The following is a 21812-nucleotide window of genomic DNA, read 5'->3' on the forward strand; positions in this document are numbered from 1 at the left end:
TACGTTTGGGAGAGGGATATAAATGAAACGTAAACGCCCGCATTCAGGCCGTCGCTGCCTGAATGCGGGCGTGACGCACACACCGTTATGGATCAGACCCAGGCGGCGTGGCGGAGGGGAGTGCAGCGGTGGAGAGGCGTGTGCCGTACCGACTCTAGGGCGTTCTAAAAATCCCAGTATTTAGAACATGCAACCCAAGGTGCACCAATTTGGTGCAGAAAATATGTAAATGAATGCTCCTTCTTAGGGCATTCCCCTAGTGTGACAATCCCGCTTCTGGTGCAGAATCTCATCCCATGCAGGTGAGGAGACAAAGCCCTGCATGGGCAAATACCGGCGGCACCGGTACATAAAAAAAGTAAAGCAGTACCCAAAAAAAGCAAAACGCACAGCGGCTGGCACCAGGTAGTGCCAGCCGTTGTCGCATAAAAAGCCGGCATTTGAAGTACCCGGGCTTTTCAAGCGCCGCGTTTCGCGATAATCAGACAGGGTCCGCTCACCCAGCTATGCCGGAATCGCGCCTTTCCTCCCCAAAGCCAGCCACGACTCTCTATTGGCGCCGCAACCTGCGGCTGATCCTGGTGTTGCTTGTCGTCTGGGCCGCGCTGACCTTCATTCCCGCCTATTTCGCCCGCAACCTGAACTTCGACTTCATCGGCTGGCCGTTCGCGTTCTGGATGGCGGCCTACGGCGCGCCGCTGGCATACCTGATCATCATCGGCATTTACGCCCGGGTCATGAACCGCGCCGATGAACACTCCGAAGACGCCGGGGGACACCGCTGATGCCGTTTTTCAGCGGAGATACGCCCCAGCAATTCAGAGTCCGGCTGCGCCGCATCTACGTGCTGTATACGGCAGGCTTCGCGTTGATGATCCTGTTGATGGCGCTGGCCGAGATCCTGGGCATGCCGCGCAACTGGATCGGCTATGTGTTCCTGCTGGTCACGGTCAGCCTGTACGCCGGCATCGGCATCGTCTGCCGGACCTCGGACCAGGTCGAGTACTACGTGGCCGGCCGGCGCGTGCCGGCAATCTACAACGGCATGGCCACGGCCGCCGACTGGATGTCGGTGGCGTCCTTCATCGGTGTTGCCGGCACGCTCTACCTGACGGGCTATGGCGGGCTGGCCTACATCATGGGCTGGACCGGCGGCTATGTGCTGGTGGCCATGTTGCTGGCGCCCTACTTGCGCCGCTTCGGCCAATACACCATTCCCGACTTCATGGGCGCGCGCTATGGCGGCAACATGCCGCGCCTGGCGGGCGTGGCCTGCGCCATTCTCTGTTCCTTCACCTATCTGGTGGCGCAGATCTACGGCGTGGGCATCATCACCACCCGCATGACCGGGATTTCGTTCGAGCTAGGCATCTTCGTGGCTCTGGGCGGCATGCTGGTCTGTTCGTTCCTGGGGGGCATGCGCGCGGTCACCTGGACGCAGGTGGGGCAGTACATCATCCTGGTGATCGCCTACCTGGTGCCGGTGGTGTGGCTGTCGATCAAGCACACCAATATGCCCGTGCCGCAGCTGTCGGCGGGCGTGGTGCTGCAGCAGGTCACTGAAAAAGAGGTGTACCTGCAGAACGATCCCTCCGAAATCGAGGCGCGCCGGCTTTGGCAAGAGCGCGCCAACGAGATGGGCCACCGGGTGGCGGCATTGCCCGAATCCTGGACGCTGGAAAAGGACAAGCTGCGCAGCCGGCTGGCCCAGCTCAACGCCACCGATGCGCCCATGGTCGAGATCCGCTCGGCGGAGCGCGAGCTGTCCAGCTACCCCGGCAGCGTGGAAGAGGCGCGCATTGCATGGTCGCAGTCCAAAGCCACTTTCGAAGCGCGGGCCGCGCCGGCCACGCCGCATGCGGAACCCTTTCCCTCCAAGGACCCGGAAGAGCAGCGCAACATGCGCATCAACTTCCTGGCGATGGTGCTCTGTCTGATGCTGGGCACTGCGGGCATGCCGCATATCCTGATGCGCTCATACACCACGCCTTCGGTCGTCGAGGCGCGCAAGTCGGTATGCTGGTCGCTGCTGTTCATCCTGCTGCTGTACTTCATGGCGCCGGCGCTGGCGTTGCTGGTGAAGTACGAGGTCTATACCCAGGTGGTGGGATCCAGCTTCCTCAGCCTGCCCAATTGGGTGCATGCCTGGAGCGCCGTCGACAGCAATCTGCTGGACGTGACCGACGTCAACCGCGACGGCATCGTGCAGCTCAGCGAGATCAGCATGGGCGCCGACGTGGTGGTGCTGGCCATGCCGGAAATCGGCGGCTTGCCTTACGTGATTTCGGCCCTGGTGGCGGCGGGCGGCCTGGCCGCGGCGCTATCCACCGCCGACGGCTTGTTGCTGACGCTGTCCAACTCCCTGTCGCACGACATGTGGTATCGCATGGTGTCGCCGCGCATGTCGGCGGCGCGCCGCGTGATGGTGTCCAAGATCCTGTTGCTGCTGGTGGCTTTTGGCGCCGCCTGGGTGGCCGCGCGAAAGCCGGCGGACATACTCTTCATGGTGTCGGCCGCGTTTTCCTTCGCGGCTTCGTCCTTTTTCCCGGCGCTGGTCATGGGCGTGTTCTGGCGCCGCGCCAACAAATGGGGCGCGACGCTGGGCATGGCGGCGGGGCTGGCGGTGACGTTCGCCTACATGACGCACACGCATCCGTGGCTGCGCGAATGGGTGCTGGGCATATCGCGCACACAGCCGGTGGACCTGTGGTGGGGCATCCAGCCGATCGCGGCGGGCGTGTTCGGTGCGCCGGTGGCTTTCCTGACGATCATCGTGGTGTCGCTGCTGACGCCGCCGCCCGACCGCGCCACGCTGGCGCTGGTGGACTATCTGCGCCATCCGGGCGCGTCCAAGCCGCAGGGGGAGCGCGCCTAAGGCGTGCCGCAGGCGTCGGCCTTCCGGTTTTCCGGGTCGATGCAGGACGCCCACTGCGCCGCGGGCATGGCCTGCAGCAAGGTATAGGTCTGGCCGGGCGCCCATAGCCATTGCACGCCGCCCGGCGTCCGGCCGGCGGCGTCCCAGATCCGCTTGCGTTGCGCGGCGCTCATGAGGAACTGTCCGTTGCTGTCGCTGGTGCCTTTTGCCAGGACCTGGGCGGGGTCGCGCTTGGCGGCATAGATGCTGGCCGTGCCCTCGGCCGTCTTCCGGGGCTGCACGACGGTCCAGTCGTAGTGGTACGAGTCCAGCGCGGGCGCTTGCCAGGCCGGGCCGGGCAGTACCAGCACGGCGTACGGGTTCGGGCTGGCGCGGTAGGGCAGCCCCAGCACGGGGGTCTCGTCCGACCATGTCTTCCGTTGGCGTAAATAGCGCTGTGCCTCGCGGCCTTGGACATCGTGCGTCACGACTTCGAACGCGTCGTCGGATTTTTCTTGATACGAAATGGTGCGCAGGAGCCGGCCCGCTTCGTCATGCACGTAGCGGGTCACAGGCCGGGACGCTGCGGCGCAATCGTTGGCGCCCAGTTCGGCCAGCCAGCCGTGGGCGTCGTAGCGCAGGCAGAATCGCGCTGGCGGGTTGCGGCGGCCGTCCCAAGCGCGCGAGCGTTCTTCGTAGCCCGTCAAGCGGCCGCTGGCGTCATAGTAGAAGCGCGTTTCCGCGTGCGGCGCGGGTAGCGCGGCCACGCCCGATTCCCGGGCTTCCTGCACGGCGCTGGCGCTGTAGCGGGCAATGCCGCATAAATGCCGACGGCCGTCCGCGCCGCTTTCCCAGCGCAGCATGGTGACGCCGATGCGGGCGTCGGGCGCGGCCGCGTAGACCGACCAGTCCACGCGTTCTGCCCAGATGATGGCGGTGGCGCGGGCGCCCGTGTCGATGGCCACGCCAGGCAGCCACGAGCGGATGCGCGAACCGTCCAGCGCCAGCAAGGTGTTCGCGTCGTCCAGCGAAACGTCCATCACTCCGGTTGTGCGCTGCGCGGACGCGGCCAGCGGTTCGCAGAGCGCGCTCGCCAGCCCGGGCATCATGGACAGCGCCGTCAGCGCCAGCAGCCGCAGCGCGGAATCAGAGCGTGGCATTGTGCAGGTAGGCGATCAGCCCCCAGAGTTCGCTGCTGACGCCGCCCAGGCGCAGGGCGCCATCGCGCGTGTCCATCAGCAGGAAGGGGTAGGCGTTGCGCTCCAGCTTGCCGGGAGGCGGCAGCCGGTAAGGCGTGAAGTGTTCGCCCGATAGCAGGTAGGTATTGCTCATGTCGCCGACATCCACATGCAGGTACCAGACGGTCAGGTCCGTGACGTTGAGAGCCGGGTCCGCTTCGGGGTATATGCCGCCCTGGCCGGCAGGGATGGCGCTGTCCAGCACGGCCATGAGCACGGCGCGCGGGCCGGGTCTTGGAAAGTAGCCGCCTTCGCCGCCGCGCTGCGTGAAGGCCTGGCGGATGAACCCCGCGCCGCGCGTGCCAGGCGTCACCGTGCGGGTGAACAGCGCGTCCAGCTCGGTTTCCGAGAGCGGGCGGGGCGTGGCGGACAGCCGGTCCAGGTCTTGCTTGAAAGCGGTGAACCAGGCGCGGTAGCGCACGAGTTCGGCGGCGCGGTTGAAGTCCTGGGCCCAGGCGTTGCTTGCCGTCAGAAGGCCCAGGCCGCCCAGGCACAGAGCCGCTGTCAGCCAGCGGCGGATGCGGAAGTACACCGTCGGCTGGGCGCGGGGCTTCAATGCGAGACGGATTTCGAGAAGACGTTCATCACCACCACGCCGGCGATGATGAGTCCGATGCCGATCAGCGCGGGCGTGTCCAGGTGTTGCTTGAACAGCACCGCGCCCACGATGGAAATCAACACGATGCCCACGCCGGACCAGATCGCGTAGGCGATGCCCACGGGAATTTCGCGCAACGTCAGCGACAGGAAATAGAACGAGATCAGGTAGCCGACCACCGTGATGATGGACGGCGTCAGGCGCGTGAAGCCTTCGGATCCCTTGAGCGCGCTGGTCGCGAAGATCTCGGCGATGATGGCCACACCCAGGTACAGCCACTTCATTTGCGCGATCCTTCGGATTGCCGCAGCAGCACCAGCAGGGCGCCGGCGCCGCCTTCGCGTTCGGGGGCCTCGGAAAATGCCAGCACTTCGCTTTTCTGCACCAGCCAGGTGCGGGCCTTGTCCTTCAATACCGGCTCCAGCCCCTGCGAACCGTAGCCCTTGCCGTGCACCACGCGCACGCAGCGGATACCGTGTTCCTGGCATTCGTCCAGGAACGACAGCAGGGCGTGGCGGGCCTGTTCCACCCGCAGGCCGTGCAGGTCCAGTTCGGCGCCGGCGCGCCATTGGCCGCGGCGCAGGTTGCGGGCGGTATCGGGCGCGGCGTCGCTGCGCACGAAGGCGGTGCCGCCTTCGGACAGCAGGTGCGTGATTTCACCGCCATCGGAGACGCCGGCGTCGGCGCGTGCGGGCGTTTCGCCCAAGGCATTGGCGCGGCGCAGCGCGGGCGCGGGTTCCGCCACGGGCTTGTGTTCCACCCGGGCGGCCTGCTTGATCGGCGTGACCGACTTCATGGTGCGCTTGAACGCCGCCATGTCGTCCACGGGGGCGGTTTCGGGCTTTTTCAGCACCGCCACCCGCTGGGCGAGGGCGGCGCGCTCGCGTTCGGCCTGCAGGTCTTTCTTCAGGCGTTTCAGGTCGGCCAGGCCGACCTTACTGCCCCGCATTCTCCAGCCACCGTTGTGCGTCCAGCGCGGCCATGCAGCCCGTGCCGGCGCTGGTGATGGCTTGGCGGTAGACGTGGTCCTGCACGTCGCCGGCGGCGAACACGCCCGGGACCGAGGTCATGGTGGCCATGCCGGACAGGCCGCTCTTGGTGACGATGTAGCCGTCCTTCATTTCCAGCTGGCCCTGGAAGATTTCGGTGTTGGGCTGGTGGCCGATGGCAATGAAGGCGCCGGTGACCGTCATGTCCTCGGTGGCGCCGGTGTCCACGTGGCGTACACGCACGCCGGTCACGCCGCTGTCGTCGCCCAGCACTTCTTCCAGGGTATGGAACAGCTTCAGTTCCATGTTGCCGTTCTCGACCTTGCTCATGAGCTTGTCGACCAGGATGGGTTCGGCGCGGAACTTGTCGCGGCGGTGGATCAGGGTGACCTTGCGGCAGATGTTCGACAGGTACAGCGCTTCTTCCACGGCGGTATTGCCGCCGCCGACCACGACCACGTCCTGGTTGCGGTAGAAGAAGCCGTCGCAAGTGGCGCAGCCGGACACGCCGCGGCCCATGAAGGCCTCTTCCGAGGGCAGGCCGAGGTACTTGGCCGAGGCGCCGGTGGCGATGATCAGGGCGTCGCAGGTGTAAACCTTGCCGGTGTCGCCCGTAAGGGTGAACGGGCGCTTGGACACATCGACCTTGGCAATGTGGTCGAAGATCATTTCGGTGTTGAAGCGTTCGGCGTGCTTCTGGAAGCGCTGCATCAGGTCCGGACCCTGCACGCCATCGGCGTCGGCCGGCCAGTTGTCGACGTCCGTGGTGGTCATGAGCTGGCCGCCTTGGGCCAGACCTGTAACAAGAACAGGGCTCAGATTGGCGCGTGCCGCATAGACGGCCGCCGTGTAACCGGCAGGGCCGGAACCGAGTATCAAAACTTTAGCGTGCGTAGGCGTGGACATGGGCGGGTATCTTTAGGTTAACGCCCAATTATAATGAGCCGCATGCCGCGTATCTCGACTGCTTCTCCGCGCGCTTCGCGCAACACCCGTAACGGGCCTTCCCCCCTGCAGACGCGCTTGTCCGCGCTGCTGCGTGAAGCCCGTTGGATCCTCTTCGCCGCCCTGGCGGCCTGGCTGACGCTGGTGCTGGCCACCTGGAACGCCGCCGACCCGGGCTGGTCGCATTCCGTCCCCGCCGGCGCCATCCACAACCGGGGCGGGACCCTGGGCGCCTATCTGGCGGACATCCTGCTCTATCTGTTCGGTTTTTCCGCCTGGTGGTGGGTAATTCTGCTGTTGCACCGAGTGCGGGCGGGCTATCGCCGCCTGGCCAGTCACCTTCGCGTTACCAATAGTAAGCAGCCGGAAGTGTTGCCCCGCGTCCACTGGGAAGAGGGTATCGGTTTCTTCCTGCTGCTGGTGGGTTCGCTGGGCATGGAAGCCCTGCGCCTGGCCAGCCGCGGCACGCACCTGCCGGGCGCCTCGGAAAATACCAGCGGCGCGGGCGGCGTGATCGGCCAGACGCTGGCCGACCTGATCGGCCGCAGCATCGGCTTCACCGGCAGCACCCTGGCCTTCCTGGTCATGCTGGCCATCGGCCTGAGCCTGTTCTTCTCGTTCTCGTGGCTGTCCATCGCCGAACGCGTGGGCTCCTGGCTGGAAGGCCTGGTGCGCCGCGTCCGCGATTCCTATGCCGCGCGCGAAGACCGCAAGGTCGGCGAGGTCGCCAAGGCCGTGCGCACCGAACAGGTCGTGGCCAAGCAGGAAAAACTGGTGCATGAGCAGCCGGTCCGGATCGAACCGGCGATTACCGTGGTGCCCAAGTCCGAACGGGTCGAAAAGGAAAAGCAGCAGTCGCTGTTCTTCGCGCCCTCGGGCGGCGCCGAAGGCGACCTGCCGGCCATCAGCCTGCTGGATCCGCCCTTGGCCAACCAGGAAACGGTGTCGGCCGAGACCATCGAATTCACCTCGCGCCTGATCGAAAAGAAACTGGCCGACTTCGGCGTGTCGGTCACCGTGGTGGCGGCGCAGGCCGGTCCGGTCATTACGCGCTACGAAATCGAGCCCGCCACGGGCGTGAAGGGCAGCCAGATCGTCAACCTGGCCAAGGACCTGGCGCGCGCGCTCAGTTTGGTCAGCATCCGGGTGGTGGAAACCATCCCGGGCAAGAATCTGATGGGCCTGGAACTGCCCAACCCGCGCCGCCAGATGGTGCGCCTGTCCGAGATCCTGGGTTCGCAGACCTATCACGCCAGCCATTCCGTCGTGACGATGGCGCTGGGCAAGGACATCGCCGGCAACCCGGTGGTGGCTGACCTGGCCAAGATGCCCCACCTGCTGGTGGCGGGTACGACGGGTTCGGGCAAGTCGGTGGGGATCAACGCCATGATCCTGTCGCTGTTGTACAAGGCGGACGCGTCCCATACCCGGCTGATCCTGATCGATCCGAAGATGCTCGAAATGAGCGTCTACGAAGGCATTCCGCACTTGCTGGCGCCGGTGGTCACCGACATGCGCCATGCTTCCAACGCGCTGAACTGGTGCGTGGGCGAAATGGAAAAGCGCTACCGCCTCATGAGCAAGATGGGCGTGCGCAACCTGGCGGGCTACAACACCAAGATCCGCGACGCGATCAAGCGCGAGGAACCCATCCCCAATCCGTTCTCGCTGACTCCGGACGCACCCGAGCCGCTGTCGCCGCTGCCCACCATCGTGGTGGTCATCGACGAACTCGCCGACCTGATGATGGTGGTCGGCAAGAAGATCGAAGAACTGATCGCCCGCCTGGCGCAGAAGGCGCGCGCCGCCGGCATCCACCTGATCCTGGCCACGCAGCGTCCCAGCGTGGACGTGATCACCGGCCTGATCAAGGCCAACATCCCGACGCGCATCGCGTTCCAGGTGTCGTCCAAGATCGACTCGCGCACCATTCTGGACCAGATGGGTGCTGAAACCCTGCTGGGCCAGGGTGACATGCTCTACATGCCGCCGGGCACCGGCCTGCCGGTGCGCGTGCACGGCGCGTTCTGCAGCGACGACGAAGTGCATCGCGTGGTGGAAAGCCTCAAGGCGCAGGGCGAACCCAACTACATCGAAGGCCTGCTGGAAGGCGGCTTGGACGGTGACGGCGGCGAAGGCGCCAGCAGCGTCACCGGCATCGGCGGCGACGCCGAATCGGATCCGATGTACGACCAGGCGTGCGAAGTGGTGCTCAAACACCGCCGCGCCTCCATCTCGCTGGTGCAGCGCCACCTGCGCATTGGTTACAACCGTGCTGCCCGGTTACTGGAGCAGATGGAGCAATCGGGTATGGTGTCGGCGATGCAGTCCAATGGCAACCGCGAGATCCTCGTTCCCGCAGCCGCCGCCGCCCGAGAGGAAGCTTGATGAAGATGTTTCGCCAACTGGCCGCCGTCGCGGCCCTGAGCCTGGCGCCCGCCCTGGCGTTCGCCGCCAGCGCGCAGGAGCAGTTGCGCGCCTTCGTGGCCACGGTGACCTCCGCCACCGGCTCCTTCTCGCAGTACACGGTGAACAACCAGGGCCGCACGCAGCCTGCCCAGACCGGCGTGTTTTCGTTCCAGCGTCCCGGCAAGTTCAAGTGGGCGGTGCAGAAGCCGTATGAACAGTTGGTGGTGTCGGACGGTCGTCAGGTGTTCCAGTTCGATCCGGACCTGGCCCAGGTGACCGAACGCAAGGTCGACGCCGCCATCGGCACCTCGCCCGCGGCCATCCTGTTCGGCTCGGGTTCGCTGGAGCAGTCGTTCGACGTTTCGGCCCTGCCGTCCGAGGACGGGATCGACTGGCTGCGCGCCAAGCCGCGCACCGCCGATGCGGGCTTTTCGCGCGTCGACATCGGCATGAAGGACAACCTGCCGGTGCGCGTGGAACTGCTGGATTCGTTCGGACAAACCACCCGCGTGGATCTGTCCGGTATCGCCGCCAATCCGCAGCTGCCGGCGAAGGAATTCCAGTTCGTCGCGCCGAAGGGCGTGGATGTGGTGAAGATGTGAAAAAAAAGCCTGGCAACGCCAGGCTTTTTCTTGCGTGGTGTCCGCTTAGGGACGCTTATACGCAATACAGTCGACCTCTACCTTGGCGTCGACCACCAGCGACGATTGCACGCAGGCCCGCGCCGGCGGATTCTCTCCAAAGTACTCCTTGAACACCTTGTTGAACGACGCGAAGTCGCGCGCGTCGTCCAGCCATACGCCGCAGCGCACCACGTGTTCGGGGCCGTAGCCCGCTTCTTTCAGGATCGCCAGCACCTGCTGAATGGCCTTGTGCGATTGGGTCACGATGCCGCCTTCGACGACTTCGCCATTGTCCATCGGCACCTGGCCGGACACGTGCAGCCAGCCGTCGGCCGCGACCGCGCGGGCGAAGGGCATGTGCGAGCCGCCCTGGCCGGTGCCGCCGGCGACGCCGTAGCGGGTGATGCCGTTGTTGTCGGCGGTGGGAGCAGTGCTCATGGTTCTCTCCTTGGAATGAGGGTCGGTCTGGCGCAGGGCGCCTATTGGAAGTTCTTGCGCAGGTCGCCGCTGCGAGGCAGCCAGCGGCCGGCGCGGTCGCCGGTGGCCTCGCCCTGGCGGTAGGACAGGGCGCCATTGACCCAGACCGCCTCGATGCCGGCGGCGGTCTGCACCGGGGCGGCGAAGGTGGCGCGGTCGATGACCGTGGCCGGATCGAACAGCACCAGGTCCGCGTGGTAGCCCTCGCGCACCAGGCCGCGCTCGGCCAGGCCGAAGCGCGCGGCGGACAGGCCCGTCATCTTGTGCACGGCCTCGGTCAGCGGGAACAGCCCCACGTCGCGGCTGTAGTGCCCCAGCACGCGCGGGAACGCGCCCCACAGCCGCGGGTGCGGCATGGGATCGTTGGGCAGGCCGTCGGAGCCCACCATGGTAAGCCGGTGCGACAGCACGCGGCGCACGTCGTCTTCGTGCATGTTGTGGTACACAGCGCCCGCCGGCTGCAGACGCGCCGCCGCTTCCAGCAAGGGCAGGCCCCAGTCGGCGGCAATGTCCGCCAGCTTGCGGCGGGCCTGCTCCGGATGCGGCACGGACCAGGTGATGTCGATGTCGAATTCGTCCGTGACCTGCTTCAGATCCAGCGTGGACGAGCTGGCGGAATAGGGATAGCAGTCGCAGCCTACGTGTTGCAGGCGGCCCGCGGTTTCCAGCGTGGCCAGGACTTCCTTCGTGCGGCCCCAGTTGCCGGCCCCGGCGCACTTCAGGTGCGAGACCACCACCGGCACGCGGGCATGTTGGGCGATGTCGAAGGCTTCCTGCATGGCTTCCAGGATGGTCGCGAATTCCGAGCGCAGGTGGGTGGTGTAGAGCGCGCCGAATTCGTCCAGGGCCTCGGCCAGCAGCTTGACCTCGTCGGTATCGGCGTCGAAGGCGGAGGCATAGGCCAGTCCGGTGCTCAGGCCGACGGCGCCGTGCGCCAGCGCATCGCGCAGCTGTGCGCGCATGGCCAGAACTTCGTCGCGCGTGGCGGCGCGGTCGAGCCGGTCCATGTGGTTGCTGCGCAGGGCGGTGTGGCCGACCAGCGCCGCCACGTTCACGGCGGGCTGCGCGGCCTCGATGGCGCGGGTGTAGTCGGCAAAGGTGGGATAGCTGAAGTCGGCGCGGGACCCCAGCAGGTTCATCGGATCCGGCGGTTCGCCGCGCAAGGCCACGGGCGAGGCGCTGATGCCGCAGTTGCCCACCACCACGGTGGTAACCCCCTGGGACAGCTTGGGCAGCATGTCCGGCGTGCGGATGACGTTGGTGTCGTCATGCGTGTGCACGTCGATGAAGCCCGGGGCCAGCGCCAGGCGGGTGCCGTCGAAAAGATGGCGGGCGGACGCGCCGGGCAGGTCGCCGATGGCGGCGATGCGGCCGTCGGCCAGCGCCACGCTGGCGCGGTAGGCGGGTTCGCCGGTGCCGTCCAGGACCAGCACATTGCCTATGAGGGTGTCGTACATCTTGTGTTCCAGTTCAATCGCCCAGCGGCAGGCGGTTCGGGCCGCCGCGGTGTTCGTCCAGCGCCAGTTTGATGCGGCGCAGGCGCTCCCGGTTTTCTTCCTGGTTCAACATGGCCAGTTCGGTCGAGAGCAGGTCTATGGCCAGCATCAACGCGTAGCGCGACGCCGAGGGTTTGTAGATGAAGTCGGTTTCGTCGGTGCGGATGGGCAGGACTACGTCGGCCAGTTCGGCCAGCGCCGAGGTCGCGTCGGTGATGGCGACGATGCGCGCCTGGTACTGCTTGACGATGCGGGCCGCGCCCACGATTTCCGGCGTCAGGCCTGACGCCGACAGGATCAGTACGGCATCGCGCTCGTCCAGGGTGGCCGCGACCATGCGCAGCAGCACCGCGTCGCTGTAGACGGCGATGGGGTAGCCCAGCCGCACCAGGCGCGACTGCACTTCCTGCGCCAGCACGGCCGACGCGCCGCCCATGCCGAACACGTAGATCATGCGCGCGCCGTCGACGATGCCGGCGGCCGCTTCGAACAACTGCTCGGTAAAGTTGGGCAGATGCGCGCGCAGCGTGCTTTCGATGTCGGCGTAGATGCGGGCGTAGAAGGTGCTTTCCTCGGGCGCCGCGCTGGGGTCGAGAAAGCGGCTGCCCACGGTGCTGGCCTGGGCCAGCTTCAGCTTCAGGTCGCGCGTGTCGTCGCAGCCGACCGTGCGCGCGAAGCGCGAGATGGTGGCGATGCTGACGCCGGCCTTGGCGGCCAGCTGGTCGACGGTGGCGCTGGCGCCCCAGATGATGTTGTCCAGAATGGCGTCGGCGACTTTGCGTTCGGTCACGCTCAGCGAGTCCCGTCGACTGCGTATCTGGAAGACGATGTCGCGGATGATGTTCATGTGGGCTTCCTGGGTCTGGTCTGGACAGGGCGGCGATCAGGCGGCCAGTTCGGCATCGCCGATGCGCGAACAAGCCACATAGTGGCCCGGACCGACGTTGGCGGCCTGCGCCTCGGTGGTCGCGCAGCTTTCGATGGCGTACGGGCAGCGGGTGCGGAACACGCAACCGGAAGGCGGATTGACCGGGCTGGGGATGTCGCCCTTTAGCAGGATACGCGAGCGCGGCGCGCGCGGGTCCGGCACCGGCGCGGCGGACAGCAGCGCGCGGGTATAGGGATGGCGGGGGCGGGCATAGACCTCGCTGGTGGGGCCGCGTTCCATGACGCGGCCCAGGTACATCACCACGACCTCATCGCACAGATAGTCCACCACCGCCAGGTCGTGGGCCACGAACAGCATGGTCAGCCCCAGGTCGCGCTGCAGGTCCTGCAGCAGGTTCAGCACCTGAGCCTGCACCGAGACGTCCAAGGCCGAGACCGGCTCGTCGGCCACGATGAAGTCGGGCTCGACCGCCAGGGCTCGGGCGATGCCGATGCGCTGGCGCTGGCCGCCCGAGAACTCGTGCGGATAGCGGCGGCTGTGGTCGGCGTTCAGTCCCACGCGTTCCAGCAGCTCGCCGATGCGGGCCATGCGGCGGTTCTGCGCCAGGCGGTGCGTGTCCAGCGCCTCGCCCAGGATCTCGGCCACGGTCATGCGCGGGTTGAGGCTGGCGTAGGGGTCCTGGAACACGATCTGCATGCGGCGGCGCCAGGGCAGCATCTGTTTTTCGGACAGCTTGGTGATGTCCTGGCCGTCGAACAGGATGCGTCCGGCGGTGGGCGCGAACAGGCGCAGCAGGGCGCGGCCCGTGGTGGTCTTGCCGGAGCCGGACTCTCCGACCAGACCGACGATGGTGTTGCGCGGCACGTCGAAGCTGACGCCGTCCACGGCCTTCACCACGGGGGCGTTGCGCGCCTGCGAGGTGGGGAAGTGGACTTTCAGGTCCTGGATCCGCACCAGCGGCTCTTCGGCGCGGATGGGAATGGGGCTAGTCGTCATATCGGATTCACCTTGATGCAGCGCGCGCGGTGTTCGGTCTGCACCGGCATGAGTTCAGGCACGGCGGCGCGGCAGTCGTCGGCGGCCAGCGGGCAGCGCGGCGCGAAGGTACAGCCGGGCGGCAGCGACAGCACGCTGGGCACGTTGCCGGGAATGGCGCGCAGCCGTTCGCCGGAGGCCAGCAGGGCGGCGGTGGGAATGCAGGACAGCAAACCGCGGGTGTAGGGATGCGTGGGCTTTTCGAACAGGTCGTAGACGCCGGCGTCCTCGACCACGCGGCCCGCGTACATGACCGCCACGCGATGCGCGATCTCGGCCACCACGCCCAGGTTGTGCGTGATGAACAGGATGCTCATGTTCATCTCGGCCTGCAGCCGGCGCAGCAGGTCCAGGATCTGCGCCTGCACGGTCACGTCCAGCGCGGTGGTGGGCTCGTCGGCGATCAGCACGGCGGGGTTGCAGGCCAGGGCCAAAGCGATCATCACGCGCTGGCGCATGCCGCCCGACATCTGGTGCGGGTACTCGTTGACGCGGCGGTCGGCCGCCGGGATTTCCACGCGCTCCAGCATTTCGCGGGCGCGTCGGAGCGCGGCGTCATAGGAGCCGCCTTCGTGCTGCAGCACGGCTTCGGCGATCTGGTCGCCCACCGTGTACAGCGGGTTCAGGCTGGTCATGGGCTCCTGGAAGATCATGGCGATTTCGGCCCCGCGGATCTTGCGCAGGGTGGCCGGCGTGGCCTGAGCCAGATCGTGCTGCGCGCCCTGGCGGTCGCGGTACAGGATCCTGCCGGCCTCGATGCGACCCGCCGGTTTGGGCAGCAGGCCCATGATGGACAGGCTGGTCACGGACTTGCCGGAACCGGACTCGCCGACGATGGCCAGCGTTTCGCCGCGGGCCAGGTCGAAGGTCACGCCATCCACCGATTTGGCGATGCCGTCGCGGCTGTGGAACCAGGTCTTCAGTCCTTCCACGGAAAGCACGACGTCTCGGGTGCTTGCGGTCATGATTACAGCTCCTTGCGCAGGCGCGGATCGAGGACGTCGCGCAGGCCGTCGCCGACCAGTTGCAGCGACAGCACGGACAACACGATGGCGATGCCGGGGAAAATCATGATCCAGTCGGCCGAACCCATGTACTGCTGGCCGGCGTTGATCATGGTGCCCCAGGTCGGGATGTCGGGCGACACGCCCACGCCCAGGAAGGACAGGCCGGCTTCGGCCAGGATCGCGTAGGCGAAGATGAACGTGCCCTGCACCAGGATGGGCGACACCAGGTTGCGCAGCACGTGCACGGTGACGATGCGCCAGGTGGGCACGCCCAGCGCGCGGGCCGCTTCAACAAAGGGCAGTTCGCGGATCACCAGGGTCGAGGCGCGCACGATGCGGGCCAGGCGCGGCGTGTAGACGATGCCCAGCGCGATCACCACGTTGACCAGCGAGGGACCCAGCGCGGCCACCAGCGAGATTGCCAGCAGGATGTCGGGGAAGGCCATCATGGCGTCGATCAGGCGCGACACGAACTTGTCCGCCGTGCGGAAGAAGCCGGCGATCAGGCCCAATGCGATGCCCAGGATGCTGGACACGATGACGACGGAGAAGCCCACCATCAGCGACAGGCGGCCGCCATAGATGACGCGGCTGAACACGTCGCGGCCGAAGTCGTCGGTGCCGAACCAGTGCGCGGCGCCCGGCGCCTTGAGCCGGTTCATGATGGACAGCTTGAACGGATCGTAGGGGCTGAGCCAGGGCGCCAGCAGCGCGGCGGCCACCAGCACGATGATCACGATCAGGCTGATCAGCACGGTCTTGCGCGACACCAGCAGGCGCAGGACCTGCCAGCGGTCGGCACCAGCGGCGGAGTTTGCGGAAGTTGCGATAGCCATATCAGTAGCGCACCCGGGGGTCGACCAGCAGATAGAGCAGATCGATGATGAGATTGATCAGGACATAGATGGCCGCGATGATCAGCAGCGCGCCCTGGATGACGGGGTAGTCGCGGCGCAGCACCGCCGATACCACCAGGCTGCCTACGCCGGGCAGCCCGAACACGGTTTCGGTCACGACCGCGCCGCTGATCAGCAGCGCCGTGGTCAGGCCCAGCACCGTCAGGATGGGGATCAGCGCGTTGCGCACGGCGTGCTTCAGGATCACCTTGCTTTCCGGCAGGCCCTTGGCGCGCGCGGTACGCACATAGTCGTCGCGCAGCACGTCCAGCATGCTGGCGCGGATAAAGCGCGTGATCAGCGCCGAGTTCACCAGGCCCAGCACCACGGCGGGCAGGATCAGGTGCGACAGCCGGGTCATGAGCGAGGCGTCCGGTCCGCCGTAGCCGGCCACCGGCAGCCATCCCAGCTTGACCGAGAACACCTGCATCAGCAGCAGCCCCAGCCAGAAGCTGGGCACGCTGGAGGTGAACATCGAGAACGACAGCACCGACTGGTCCAGCGTGGTGCCGCGCTTGACCGCGGACAGGATCCCCACGGGGAGCGCGATGGCGCTGGCGATCAAGAGCGACATGAGCGTCAGCAGGATGGTGGGCTCGGCGCGGTCGGCCAGCGCCGACAGCACCGGCTTGTTCATGAAGATGGATTGGCCCAGGTCGCCTTGGGCCAGCTTGCCCAGCCACGACAGGTATTGCACGACCATGGGCTGGTCCAGCCCCAGCTGGGTGCGCAGCGCGGCGATGTCCTGCTGGCTGGCCTGCGGACCCAGCATCACGGCGGCCGGATCGCCAGGCGTGACGCGGATGATCACGAACACGATGGTCGCGACGATGAACATCACGGCCACCAGCCCGACCAGCCGGTTTAAGAGATAACGCAACACGATGGATGTCCTAAAAAAGCGTCGTATCGTGGGGAGGGGGCGGCGCGCTTGTTGGAAGGGCGCGCTCTGCGGGGCATGCGCTGATGCGTCGCGCGCGGCAGGAGGGCTGGATTACGCCTTTGCCCTGCCGCGCTACGCCATTTACTTCGACTTCCAGGCGTTCCAGAAGTAGGGCCACGGCACGGCCTTGGTGCCTTGCAGCGACGGCGAGCGTGCCGCTTGGGCGTTGAAGTCGCCGACCTTGATGAAGGGCACTTCGTCGTACACGGCCTGCTGCACGTCAGCCCAGCGCTTGACGCGTTCCTCCTGGCTGCCGGCCTGGTTGAAGGCGTCCAGCGTCTGGTTGCGGCGCGGCGTGTCCCACCAGCCCGGCGCGTCCTTGGACGGGAAGTCGATCAGGGCCGGTTCGGGCAGGAAGGGGCTGTGGGTAATGAAGACGTCCCACAGCGCCGGATCCTGGCGGCGTTGCGTCAGCGTGGCCCAGTCCACCACCTGCATGTCGACGGTGAAGCCGGCGGCCTTCAGGTATTCGGCGGCCACCAGGGCCATCTTGTAGTGGAACTCGTACTGCTGGCTGGTCAGGATGCGGATCTTGCGGTCCTGCACGTTGGCGCCGTCCACCAGTTTCTTGGCGCCGGCGGCGTCGCCCTTGTTGTAGACCTTGCCGCCCAGCGAGGTGGCCCAGGGATAGCCCTCGGGATAGAGGTCGCCGTTGAGCTTGTAGAAGTTCTTGTCGCCGAAGGCGGCGTACAGCATGTCTTCTTCGTTCAGCGCCAGCTGTACGGCCTGGCGGACCGCCAGGTTCGACATGATGCCCTGCTTGGTGTTGAGCACCAGGCGCGGCCAGCCGAAGGGCTTGAGCATGACGGGGTCGGAGCGGCCGTTCTTGAGCTTGGGCAGCGATTCCACCGGCAGCGAATCGACGTAGTCGAACTGGCCGGCCACCGCGCTTTCGACGCGGGTATTGGCATTGCTGACCGGCACGAAGCGGATCTCGTCCAGGTACTGTTTGCGCGCGCCGCCAAAACCGTCGGGCTCGCCTTCGCGCTGCTTGTAGCCTTCGAAGCGGACCAGTTGGATGTACTGGTCGGGCACGCGCGCCTTCAACTGGTACGGGCCGGTGCCGACGAATTCGGTCAGGGCCGGAGCGATCTTGCCCTTGGGCATGATGACGGCGGCGCTGTTGTTCATGGCCAGCAATGCCGTCAGCGGCGCATAGGGCTGCTTGAGCGTGATGCGGATGGTGTTGGCGTCAGGCGCTTCCATGCCGGTGATGATCTTGGCGGCCATCTTGCCGCGCGTGGCGGTCTCGGTCCAACGCTTGAGCGAGGCCAGCACGTCGGACGAATCCATCTTGGAGCCGTCGTGGAAGGTGATGCCCTGGCGCAGCGGGATCGTATAGATCAGCCCGTCAGCCGAGACTTCCGGCAGCTTGTCGGCCAAGAGCGGGGTCAGGTTCCACTTGCCGTCGAAGGTGTACAGCGTTTCGAAGAAATGCTGGGTCAGGATGCCGACCAGGTCAGCCGTGCTGGTCATCGGATCCAGCGTGGGCGGCTCGCCTATGGTGGCGACCGAGATCGTGCCTCCCTTGATCGGCGTGGCACAGAGGGCGGGGGACGACAATGCGGTCAAGCCAATTGCGCCGGCCAGCAGCAGGCTATTGAGCCCACCGCCTCGCCGGGAGGTACGGAAGTTCATGATTCTCTCTCCAGAGGGTCAAAAACGGGTTTTGCTTGTAGTTAGATGAGTGCGCCGGGGTCCCGCGATGCTTCCTGCCCCCGCTCCGGCGCGGCGGGCAGGGACGTTCAGAAGAAGGTTTCGGCCACGTCGGTGACGCGATATTGCTCGTCCACCAGCAGCACTTGGCGCCACTTGTCGAAGGTCAGGCAGGGGTGGGAGATGTCGAAGGCAATCATGTCGCCGACCTGGATGTCGTCGCCTGCGCCGATCTGCATGAAGGCGTGCTGGTCCATCATCGCGCTCAGCTTCCAGTGCGCGGGGGCCTGGCCGGGCGCGGTGTCGCGGCCGGGGCGGAACAGCGCGGCGGGCGTGGGCAGGCCGGCGTCGAAGGCGGCGTCGCGCTTGCCCATGGCGACGATGGCGCGGCCCGGTTCGGGCAGCGACTGCACATAGGCCCAGACCTGCAAGGCCGGCTGCAGGCCGGGTTCCATTTTCTGGGCGACCGGGTTGTGGGCGTTGATGCGCTCGGCGGCCGAGCGGTAGATGCCGACGTCGTGCGACAGGTAGCAGCCGGGGCGCAGCACGATTTCCAGCGGCGCGCCGATATCCAGCTGCGAGAATTCCTCGGCCACTACGTCGAACCAGGCCGAACCGGCGCCCGAGATCAAGGCCGGGCCGTTCTTGCGCAGGCGGCCGGCGGCGGCCAGGCTGCGCAGAGAGTCGGTGGCGCGGCGCAGGAAGGCGCGGATCGCGTTTTCTTCCTGCAGCACGCCTTCATAGACTTCGATGCCGGCCAGGGCCAGGCCGGGCCATTTGCCGATCTCTTCGACCAGCGCCTGCAATTGGGCATCGTCGCGCACGCCGGTGCGGCCGCCCTGCGGGCCCAGTTCGATCAGCACCGGCAAGATCAGCCCCTGTTCGCCGAAGTAGGCGCCCAGCTGGGCCGCGTTGGTGGGGGAGTCCACGATGCAGAAAAAGGTGAAAGCCGGGTCGCGCAGCAGGCGGGCGATGATGGCCATGTTGGCGCGGCCCACCAGCTGATTGGCCATCAGCACCCGGCGGATGCCGTGCTGGTAGGCCGCCTGGACCTGCGGCGCGGTCGCCAGTGTGATGCCCCAGGCGCCGCCCTCGATCTGGCGCCGGAACAGCGCCGGGCTCATGGTGGTCTTGCCGTGCGGCGCCAGCTTGACTTTGTACGCTTCCATGAAGCGTTGCATCCATTGCAGGTTGTGGCGCACGCGGGTCTCGTACAGCACCGCCACGGGCAGGCTGACGTCCTCATTGAGCAGATTCCAGTTCAGCGCGGCCACACCCGCGGTGGTACAGGATTCCGGAAAGGCGCCCAGGCCTTTGCCGTTCGCGTCCAAGGGGGCTGCGGGGGAGGAGGAATTCGTCATGGGGCCGCCTGCTATGGAAAATATTTACGTCAAATCTGGTTTTTTTCATTATCGTGAAAAGAATTTACAAGCGGGAGCTAGGAGTTTCCCGTAGTCGGCGTTGTCCGGCGGTTGGCGCGACAATAGGAAAATCCTCCGACACAAGGAAAGCGTCATGCTGAAAGTTGCTTTGGGCCAGTTCGCCGTCAGCCGCGTCTGGGAAGAAAACGCCCAGGTCTGCATAGACTTGATGGAACGCGCCCGCGCTGGCGGCGCCGGCTTGCTGGTCCTGCCTGAAGGCATCCTGGCCCGCGACATCACCGATCCGCAGATCGTCCTGAAGGCGGCCCAGCCGCTGGACGGCCCCTTCATGAGCCGCCTGCTGGAAGCCAGCCGCGGCTCGCAGCTGGCGACCATGATGTGCGTGCACGTGCCGACAGGTGAAGGGCGCGTCTGGAACACGCTGGTGACGCTGCGCGACGGCCAGATCCTGTCGCAATACCGCAAGCTGCACCTGTACGACGCCTTCAATATGAAGGAATCCACCAACGTCACGCCCGGCATCGACATCCCGCCGCTGCTGGACATCGGCGGCCTGCGCGTCGGCCTGATGACCTGCTATGACGTGCGTTTTCCCGAACTGGCGCGGCGCCTGGCGCTGGACGGCGCGGATCTGCTGGTGCTGCCGTCGGCCTGGGTCCGCGGCCCGTTGAAGGAAATGCACTGGGAAGTGCTGGTCACGGCCCGGGCGCTGGAAAACACCTGTTATGTGGCGGCCACCGGCGAATGCGGCGAACGCAACATCGGCTGCAGCATGGTGGTGGACCCGCTGGGCGTGGTGACGGCGCGCGCGGGCGAGGCGCCGGCGCTGGTGTTCGCCGACATCGACCCCGAACGCCTGGCCCATGCCCGCAAGGTGCTGCCGGTGCTGGCGAACCGGCGCTTCGGGCTGCCGGGGCTGGCCTAGGGCCATACTGGGGAGGCGCGGGCCGTTGCCATGGTGTAATGCTGACTTGAATTACTTGCTGTCTCCCCTCATCTCCTGCCAATGAGCAACGATCTCTTCGCGGCCGATCCTGCGCATCGGCCCTATGTGCCCCTGGCCGAACGGCTGCGCCCGCGTACGCTGTCCGACGTGGTCGGGCAGTCGCACCTGCTGGGGCCGGACAAGCCGCTGCGCGTCGCGTTCGAGTCGGGGCGCCCGCACTCCATGATCTTCTGGGGGCCGCCGGGCGTGGGCAAGACCACGCTGGCGCGGCTGATGGCCGACGGCTTCGACGCGCAGTTCATCGCCATCTCGGCGGTGTTGGGCGGGGTCAAGGACATCCGCGACGCCGTCACGGTGGCCCAGGTGGCGCAAGGCCAGGGGCGCCGCACCATCCTGTTCGTCGACGAGGTGCACCGCTTCAACAAGGCGCAGCAGGATGCGTTCCTGCCCTACGTGGAAAGCGGGCTGTTCACCTTCATCGGCGCCACCACCGAAAATCCTTCGTTCGAGGTCAATTCGGCGCTGTTGTCGCGGGCCCGGGTGTACGTGCTGCAATCGCTCACCGCCGAGGAACTGCAGCAGCTGGTTGACCGCGCGGTGCAGGCCCTGAACGACGGGCTGGAAGAGGGCGAGCGCATCCATGTCGATGCAGACGCGCGCGAACAGCTGGCGGCCTGGGCCGACGGCGACGCGCGCCGCCTGATCAGCGCGGTCGAAGTCGTGGCCGAATCGGCGCAGGCCGCCGGCCGGGACACGGTGGACGCGGCCTGGCTGGAGATCTCGCTGTCGCAGAACCTGCGCCGCTTCGACAAGGGCGGCGATGCGTTCTACGACCAGATCAGCGCGCTGCACAAGTCGGTGCGCGGTTCCAATCCCGACGCCGCGCTGTACTGGTTCTGCCGCATGATCGACGGCGGCGCCGACCCCAAGTACCTGTCGCGCCGCCTGGTGCGCATGGCGGTGGAAGACATCGGCCTGGCCGATCCCCGCGCCACCGACCTGGCCGTGAATGGCGCCGACATTTATGAACGCCTGGGCTCGCCGGAAGGCGAGCTGGCGTTGGCGCAGGCGGTGGTCTACATGGCCTGCGCCGCCAAGTCGAACGCCGTCTACAACGCCTACAACCAGGCGCGCAAGTTCGCGGCCGAGCACGGCAGCGCGCCGGTGCCTATCCACCTGCGCAACGCGCCCACCAAATTGATGAAGCAGCTGGGCCACGGCAAGGCCTACCGCTACGCGCACGACGAGCCGCATGGCTACGCTGCCGCCGAGCAATATTTCCCCGATGGACTCAATCCCTCCTTCTATCGGCCGACCGATCGCGGCCTGGAGGCTAAAATCCAGCAAAAGCTGGCATTCCTGCGCGAGCTGGACGCCCAGGAACGCGCCAAGAAACGGTAACGGGCCGCGCCCGTTGCTTCACGCAACC

The 21812-nt window shown here is 66.5% G+C and carries 20 protein-coding genes; 6 read left to right on the plus strand and 14 right to left on the minus strand.

The features are described from left to right. Window positions 1-506 precede the first annotated feature (506 nt). Both AXYL_RS05945 and AXYL_RS05950 read left to right on the plus strand, forming a co-directional pair. Complete coding sequence (locus AXYL_RS05945; protein ID WP_013391888.1) at window positions 507-785, plus strand: DUF4212 domain-containing protein; 279 nt, start codon at window positions 507-509, stop codon at window positions 783-785. Continuing rightward, window positions 785-2875, plus strand: coding sequence for a sodium:solute symporter family protein (locus AXYL_RS05950; RefSeq protein ID WP_013391889.1), 2091 nt, complete (start codon window positions 785-787; stop codon window positions 2873-2875). The genes AXYL_RS05945 and AXYL_RS05950 overlap by 1 nt, the downstream gene beginning before the upstream one ends. Here AXYL_RS05950 and AXYL_RS05955 read toward each other — a convergent pair. The 5 genes from AXYL_RS05955 to trxB are packed head-to-tail and all read right to left on the minus strand — an operon-like array spanning window position 2872 to window position 6585. Then, window positions 2872-4014 carry a hypothetical protein gene (locus AXYL_RS05955; RefSeq protein ID WP_013391890.1) on the minus strand — a complete coding sequence of 381 codons (1143 nt, stop codon included), beginning with the start codon at window positions 4012-4014 and terminating at the stop codon, window positions 2872-2874. The genes AXYL_RS05950 and AXYL_RS05955 overlap by 4 nt on opposite strands. Then, on the minus strand, window positions 4001-4648 hold the full coding sequence (locus AXYL_RS05960; protein WP_013391891.1) for a hypothetical protein: 648 nt from the start codon (window positions 4646-4648) through the stop codon (window positions 4001-4003). The genes AXYL_RS05955 and AXYL_RS05960 overlap by 14 nt, the downstream gene beginning before the upstream one ends. Further along, window positions 4645-4974, minus strand: a complete 330-nt coding sequence (locus AXYL_RS05965; protein ID WP_013391892.1) for a DMT family transporter — start codon at window positions 4972-4974, stop codon at window positions 4645-4647. The genes AXYL_RS05960 and AXYL_RS05965 overlap by 4 nt, the downstream gene beginning before the upstream one ends. Then, window positions 4971-5639, minus strand: coding sequence for a Smr/MutS family protein (locus tag AXYL_RS05970; RefSeq protein ID WP_013391893.1), 669 nt, complete (start codon window positions 5637-5639; stop codon window positions 4971-4973). Before AXYL_RS05970 ends, AXYL_RS05965 begins: the two co-directional genes overlap by 4 nt. Continuing rightward, window positions 5626-6585: a thioredoxin-disulfide reductase gene (gene trxB, locus AXYL_RS05975; protein ID WP_013391894.1), complete on the minus strand. Its 960-nt coding sequence runs from the start codon at window positions 6583-6585 to the stop codon at window positions 5626-5628. The genes AXYL_RS05970 and trxB overlap by 14 nt, the downstream gene beginning before the upstream one ends. A gap of 42 nt (window positions 6586-6627) precedes the next feature. Here trxB and AXYL_RS05980 point away from each other — a divergent pair, with 42 nt between their 5' ends. Continuing rightward, window positions 6628-9012: a DNA translocase FtsK gene (locus AXYL_RS05980; protein WP_085947787.1), complete on the plus strand. Its 2385-nt coding sequence runs from the start codon at window positions 6628-6630 to the stop codon at window positions 9010-9012. Next, window positions 9012-9635: an outer membrane lipoprotein chaperone LolA gene (lolA, locus tag AXYL_RS05985; protein WP_013391896.1), complete on the plus strand. Its 624-nt coding sequence runs from the start codon at window positions 9012-9014 to the stop codon at window positions 9633-9635. The genes AXYL_RS05980 and lolA overlap by 1 nt, the downstream gene beginning before the upstream one ends. A gap of 45 nt (window positions 9636-9680) precedes the next feature. On the opposite strand, the gene AXYL_RS05990 is transcribed toward lolA, so the two are convergent. The 9 genes from AXYL_RS05990 to AXYL_RS06030 all read right to left on the minus strand — a co-directional run bounded on the left by AXYL_RS05990 (window position 9681) and on the right by AXYL_RS06030 (window position 19416). Next, entirely contained in the window at window positions 9681-10094 is a 414-nt protein-coding gene (locus AXYL_RS05990) for a RidA family protein (protein WP_013391897.1), read from the minus strand. Between the two features lie 41 nt (window positions 10095-10135). Beyond that, window positions 10136-11590 (minus strand): N-acyl-D-amino-acid deacylase family protein, encoded by a 1455-nt coding sequence (locus AXYL_RS05995; protein ID WP_013391898.1) that lies wholly within the window; start codon window positions 11588-11590, stop codon window positions 10136-10138. A gap of 13 nt (window positions 11591-11603) precedes the next feature. Next, window positions 11604-12476 (minus strand): MurR/RpiR family transcriptional regulator, encoded by an 873-nt coding sequence (locus AXYL_RS06000; RefSeq protein WP_013391899.1) that lies wholly within the window; start codon window positions 12474-12476, stop codon window positions 11604-11606. Window positions 12477-12512: 36 nt separating this feature from the next. Then, entirely contained in the window at window positions 12513-13514 is a 1002-nt protein-coding gene (locus AXYL_RS06005; protein ID WP_013391900.1) for an ABC transporter ATP-binding protein, read from the minus strand. Beyond that, window positions 13511-14518 carry an ABC transporter ATP-binding protein gene (locus AXYL_RS06010; protein WP_013391901.1) on the minus strand — a complete coding sequence of 336 codons (1008 nt, stop codon included), beginning with the start codon at window positions 14516-14518 and terminating at the stop codon, window positions 13511-13513. The genes AXYL_RS06005 and AXYL_RS06010 overlap by 4 nt, the downstream gene beginning before the upstream one ends. 2 nt (window positions 14519-14520) lie before the next feature. Continuing rightward, window positions 14521-15396, minus strand: coding sequence for an ABC transporter permease (locus tag AXYL_RS06015; RefSeq protein ID WP_013391902.1), 876 nt, complete (start codon window positions 15394-15396; stop codon window positions 14521-14523). 1 nt (window position 15397) lies between these two features. Beyond that, window positions 15398-16339 (minus strand): ABC transporter permease, encoded by a 942-nt coding sequence (locus AXYL_RS06020; RefSeq protein WP_013391903.1) that lies wholly within the window; start codon window positions 16337-16339, stop codon window positions 15398-15400. 141 nt (window positions 16340-16480) lie between these two features. Then, complete coding sequence (locus tag AXYL_RS06025; RefSeq protein ID WP_013391904.1) at window positions 16481-18037, minus strand: ABC transporter substrate-binding protein; 1557 nt, start codon at window positions 18035-18037, stop codon at window positions 16481-16483. 107 nt (window positions 18038-18144) lie between these two features. Beyond that, window positions 18145-19416 (minus strand): amino acid deaminase, encoded by a 1272-nt coding sequence (locus AXYL_RS06030; RefSeq protein WP_013391905.1) that lies wholly within the window; start codon window positions 19414-19416, stop codon window positions 18145-18147. A gap of 154 nt (window positions 19417-19570) precedes the next feature. Between AXYL_RS06030 and AXYL_RS06035 the strand changes: the two genes are divergently transcribed. Next, window positions 19571-20362 (plus strand): deaminated glutathione amidase, encoded by a 792-nt coding sequence (locus AXYL_RS06035; RefSeq protein ID WP_013391906.1) that lies wholly within the window; start codon window positions 19571-19573, stop codon window positions 20360-20362. A gap of 81 nt (window positions 20363-20443) precedes the next feature. Next, window positions 20444-21784, plus strand: coding sequence for a replication-associated recombination protein A (locus AXYL_RS06040; RefSeq protein ID WP_013391907.1), 1341 nt, complete (start codon window positions 20444-20446; stop codon window positions 21782-21784). The last annotated feature ends 28 nt before the right edge of the window (window positions 21785-21812 follow it).

This window comes from Achromobacter xylosoxidans A8 (genome assembly GCF_000165835.1).
Classification (GTDB): Bacteria; Pseudomonadota; Gammaproteobacteria; order Burkholderiales; family Burkholderiaceae_B; genus Achromobacter; species Achromobacter xylosoxidans_B.

What these genes read in the sequence shown, in the direction of transcription:
- AXYL_RS05945 (WP_013391888.1), top strand. Translation starts at nt 507, where the DNA reads ATGCCGGAATCGCGCCTTTCCTCCCCAAAGCCAGCCACGACTCTCTAT.
- AXYL_RS05950 (WP_013391889.1), top strand. Translation starts at nt 785, where the DNA reads ATGCCGTTTTTCAGCGGAGATACGCCCCAGCAATTCAGAGTCCGGCTG.
- AXYL_RS05955 (WP_013391890.1), bottom strand. Translation starts at nt 4,014, where the DNA reads ATGCCACGCTCTGATTCCGCGCTGCGGCTGCTGGCGCTGACGGCGCTG.
- AXYL_RS05965 (WP_013391892.1), bottom strand. Translation starts at nt 4,974, where the DNA reads ATGAAGTGGCTGTACCTGGGTGTGGCCATCATCGCCGAGATCTTCGCG.
- AXYL_RS05970 (WP_013391893.1), bottom strand. Translation starts at nt 5,639, where the DNA reads ATGCGGGGCAGTAAGGTCGGCCTGGCCGACCTGAAACGCCTGAAGAAA.
- trxB (WP_013391894.1), bottom strand. Translation starts at nt 6,585, where the DNA reads ATGTCCACGCCTACGCACGCTAAAGTTTTGATACTCGGTTCCGGCCCT.
- AXYL_RS05980 (WP_085947787.1), top strand. Translation starts at nt 6,628, where the DNA reads ATGCCGCGTATCTCGACTGCTTCTCCGCGCGCTTCGCGCAACACCCGT.
- lolA (WP_013391896.1), top strand. Translation starts at nt 9,012, where the DNA reads ATGAAGATGTTTCGCCAACTGGCCGCCGTCGCGGCCCTGAGCCTGGCG.
- AXYL_RS05990 (WP_013391897.1), bottom strand. Translation starts at nt 10,094, where the DNA reads ATGAGCACTGCTCCCACCGCCGACAACAACGGCATCACCCGCTACGGC.
- AXYL_RS05995 (WP_013391898.1), bottom strand. Translation starts at nt 11,590, where the DNA reads ATGTACGACACCCTCATAGGCAATGTGCTGGTCCTGGACGGCACCGGC.
- AXYL_RS06000 (WP_013391899.1), bottom strand. Translation starts at nt 12,476, where the DNA reads ATGAACATCATCCGCGACATCGTCTTCCAGATACGCAGTCGACGGGAC.
- AXYL_RS06005 (WP_013391900.1), bottom strand. Translation starts at nt 13,514, where the DNA reads ATGACGACTAGCCCCATTCCCATCCGCGCCGAAGAGCCGCTGGTGCGG.
- AXYL_RS06010 (WP_013391901.1), bottom strand. Translation starts at nt 14,518, where the DNA reads ATGACCGCAAGCACCCGAGACGTCGTGCTTTCCGTGGAAGGACTGAAG.
- AXYL_RS06015 (WP_013391902.1), bottom strand. Translation starts at nt 15,396, where the DNA reads ATGGCTATCGCAACTTCCGCAAACTCCGCCGCTGGTGCCGACCGCTGG.
- AXYL_RS06025 (WP_013391904.1), bottom strand. Translation starts at nt 18,037, where the DNA reads ATGAACTTCCGTACCTCCCGGCGAGGCGGTGGGCTCAATAGCCTGCTG.
- AXYL_RS06030 (WP_013391905.1), bottom strand. Translation starts at nt 19,416, where the DNA reads ATGACGAATTCCTCCTCCCCCGCAGCCCCCTTGGACGCGAACGGCAAA.
- AXYL_RS06035 (WP_013391906.1), top strand. Translation starts at nt 19,571, where the DNA reads ATGCTGAAAGTTGCTTTGGGCCAGTTCGCCGTCAGCCGCGTCTGGGAA.
- AXYL_RS06040 (WP_013391907.1), top strand. Translation starts at nt 20,444, where the DNA reads ATGAGCAACGATCTCTTCGCGGCCGATCCTGCGCATCGGCCCTATGTG.